Raw genomic sequence first — 2867 nt, 5'->3', positions numbered from 1 at the left:
GGAAGTTTTCAGGATGAAATATTGTCTCAAATCCTGCCATATGATAGCGGTTGAGCTGGCGGATATAGTGGAGCGCCCGGGGCTTATCCATGCGGTGCCGCACCGGCTCAAACATTCCGTTGAAGTAGGCGGTGGTAACGATATGGATCAAGTCCTCGGTGACCTGACCGGAGCGGACGCTCTCACAGCCGATGACCTCCATGTATTTGTAGGTGTAACTGACTTCGATCTCCACCAACTCGTCAATATAGTGGGCATATTCCGTCCCAGCGCCCCGGCGGAGCAGCAGTTCAAACTCCGGCAGGTGCTCATAGATGTAATCAAACAGTCCCTCCTGGGCATGGGCAGTGTAACGCCCCATTTCCTCCTGCTGGGTTTGGCCGTCAAACCGGTGAAAAGACTCCTGAATCTCCCAAAAACGGCGCTTCAGCTCTCCGGCAGCAGGCTCCACCAGGGCCCGGAACAATCCCGCTTTGTCGGTAAAACGGGTATAGATGGAGCCGGTGCTGGTTCCCGCCGCCTTGGCGATATCCCGCAGGGATGCCAGAGCAAAACCTTTTTCCAAAAATTCCCGACGGGCGCAGCGGAGTACATTTTCATAGACCCCTTCGATCTGCTTTGCCATGGTATCACCTCTCAATTCAAAACACTGTTTCATAACGATGTTTTGAATATACAACCAAAAAGCGAGTTTGTCAAGAGAGGATTTCCCCTTGACAGTAATAGAAAGGGATGCTATATTGATAATCAGATTATCGGTAATCAAATTATCATTCGTCGGGAGGGATGTTATGGCAAAACCGGATACTTCCATTGACCCTCGGATCATGGACAGCGCCAAAGAGGAGTTCCGGACGCTGGGCTTTGAGAAGGCTTCCCTGAAATCCATCTGCCAGCGGGCTGGGGTGACAACCGGCGCCCTTTATAAGCGTTACGCCGGAAAAGAGGAGCTGTTTCGCGCTGTGGTGGCGGATACGGTGGCGGATTTGGATGCTGTTTATGAGGAGCGGACGGCGGTGCCGGCATCCGCTCTCTCCGACGAAGATCTGATCCGGGCGTGGTATATGGATGAGGAATATATGCTGTGGTGGTTCCGCTTTCTCAATGAGCGGCGGGATGGCTTTGTTCTGCTGCTTACCGGAGCGGAGGGTACTGCCTACGCCAACTTCCAGCACGACTGGGTGGAGAAAATGACGGAAGGCACCTGGACCTACTATGCTGAGGCCAGACACCGAGGGTTATGTACGGTGGATATGACGCAAGAGGAACTTCATGTAGTTCTGTCCGCTTTCTGGACCACCATTTACGAGCCCTTTATCCACGACTTCACCTGGCCGGAGATCCAGCGCCACTGTACTCTGGTCTGCCGTCTCTTTGACTGGTATGCCGCCCTGGGATTCCCCAAGGGGTGAAAAATGCCTCTCCGGAGGCTTTTTTCTCGCCAACAAGTTAGCAATAACTAACCAAAAAGGAGCGATACTGTGTTTCAAAAAGTCCTGCGCTACACCGGACGCCACCGGAAGACCACCTACGCCTCCATTCTGGTGCTGGTAGCCGGCGTGGCCATGAGCGTGCTGCCCTATTTCTTCCTCTACCGCCTGCTGCGGCCCCTGCTGACGGGGGGCAGTCTCACTTTGGAGGAAACCTTATTCAACGCCGGGGCCATGGCTCTGTGCATGGCCCTCTACGGCCTTCTCTATGTGGAGGGGCTGGCACTGTCCCACCGTTCTGCCTATCATACTTTGGAAAACCTCCGGCTCCATCTCCAGAGCAAGCTGGAAAAGCAGCCCCTGGGCGCGATCCAGGAGAAGGGTGTTGGAGTTTGGAAGAAGATGTTCATTGACGACATCGAGAGCATGGAACTTCTGCTGGCCCACGCCCTGCCGGAAGGGCTGTCCAATCTGGCGGTGCCGGTGGTGGTATTTGTGGCCATGTTCCTCACGGACTGGAAGCTGGGTCTGCTTTCCCTCTGCTCCCTCCCGCTGGGCGTGCTGGCTATGGGCATGATGTACCGCTCCGGCATGAGCAAGATGGGAGACTACTACGCCGCCGGGCAGAAAATGAACAACACCATCGTGGAGTACATCAACGGCATGGAAGTCGTGAAAGTCTTCAACCGGGACGGAGAGTCCTATCACCGCTTTGAGACCGATGTAAAAAACTACCGTGATTTTACTCTGGATTGGTTCCGGGCCTGCTGGCTGTGGATGGCCCTCTACACCAGCATTTTGCCCTGCGTGGCGCTGGTGCTGCTGCCAGCCGGCGGCTATCTGGTACTCACCGGCGCCTCTACCTTGCCGGATTACGCGCTGGTATTGTGCATGTCTTTTTCCGTGGGACCGCCTCTGATCCGAGCCATGAACTTTATGTCGGTGCTGCCCCAGCTGAGCTACAAGATCGATCAAATGGAATCTCTGTTCAATATTCCGCCTCTGAAAGAAGGAAAAACGGATTTCAACGGAAACGATTTGCAGATCCGCTTTGAGAATGTGCGGTTTTCTTATGAAAAGGACGAAGTCCTCCACGGCATCTCCTTCTCTGTCCCACAGGGGAGCCTCACTGCTTTGGTGGGAGAATCCGGCAGCGGGAAATCGACCCTTGCCAAGCTGCTGGTTCACTTTTACGATGTGACGGACGGACACATCACGCTGGGGGGGCAAGACCTGCGAGAGATGTCCCTCGCCTCTCTGAATGAGCAGATCTCCTTCGTCGCTCAGGAGCAGTTCCTGTTCAACACCAGCCTGTTGGAGAACATCCGGCTGGGAAGACCCGGTGCCACCGACGAGGAGGTGCTGGCGGCGGCGGAACGGGCTCAATGCGGAGAATTTCTGAAACGGCTGGAAAAAGGAATCTATACCATGGCCGGC

At 54.9% G+C, this 2867-nt stretch carries 3 protein-coding genes; 2 read left to right on the top strand and 1 reads right to left on the bottom strand.

Going from position 1 to position 2867, the window contains the following annotated elements:
- On the bottom strand, positions 1–625 hold a 625-nt coding region (locus H6B10_RS13815; RefSeq protein WP_204652134.1), incomplete at its 3' end, for a TetR/AcrR family transcriptional regulator.
- A gap of 166 nt (positions 626–791) precedes the next feature.
- Between H6B10_RS13815 and H6B10_RS13810 the strand changes: the two genes are divergently transcribed.
- Together H6B10_RS13810 and H6B10_RS13805 are read left to right on the top strand one after the other, a co-directional pair.
- On the top strand, positions 792–1412 hold the full coding sequence (locus H6B10_RS13810; RefSeq protein ID WP_193537372.1) for a TetR/AcrR family transcriptional regulator: 621 nt from the start codon (positions 792–794) through the stop codon (positions 1410–1412).
- 69 nt (positions 1413–1481) lie between these two features.
- The coding region (locus H6B10_RS13805) for an ABC transporter transmembrane domain-containing protein (RefSeq protein ID WP_204652133.1) at positions 1482–2867 on the top strand (1386 nt) is incomplete at its 3' end.

Origin of the sequence: Gemmiger formicilis (assembly GCF_016901605.1) — a bacterium.
In the GTDB taxonomy this organism is placed as follows: Bacteria; Bacillota; Clostridia; order Oscillospirales; family Ruminococcaceae; genus Gemmiger; species Gemmiger formicilis_B.
Note: the sequence above shows the minus strand (reverse complement) of the source record. Positions and strands in the feature narration are given on the sequence as shown.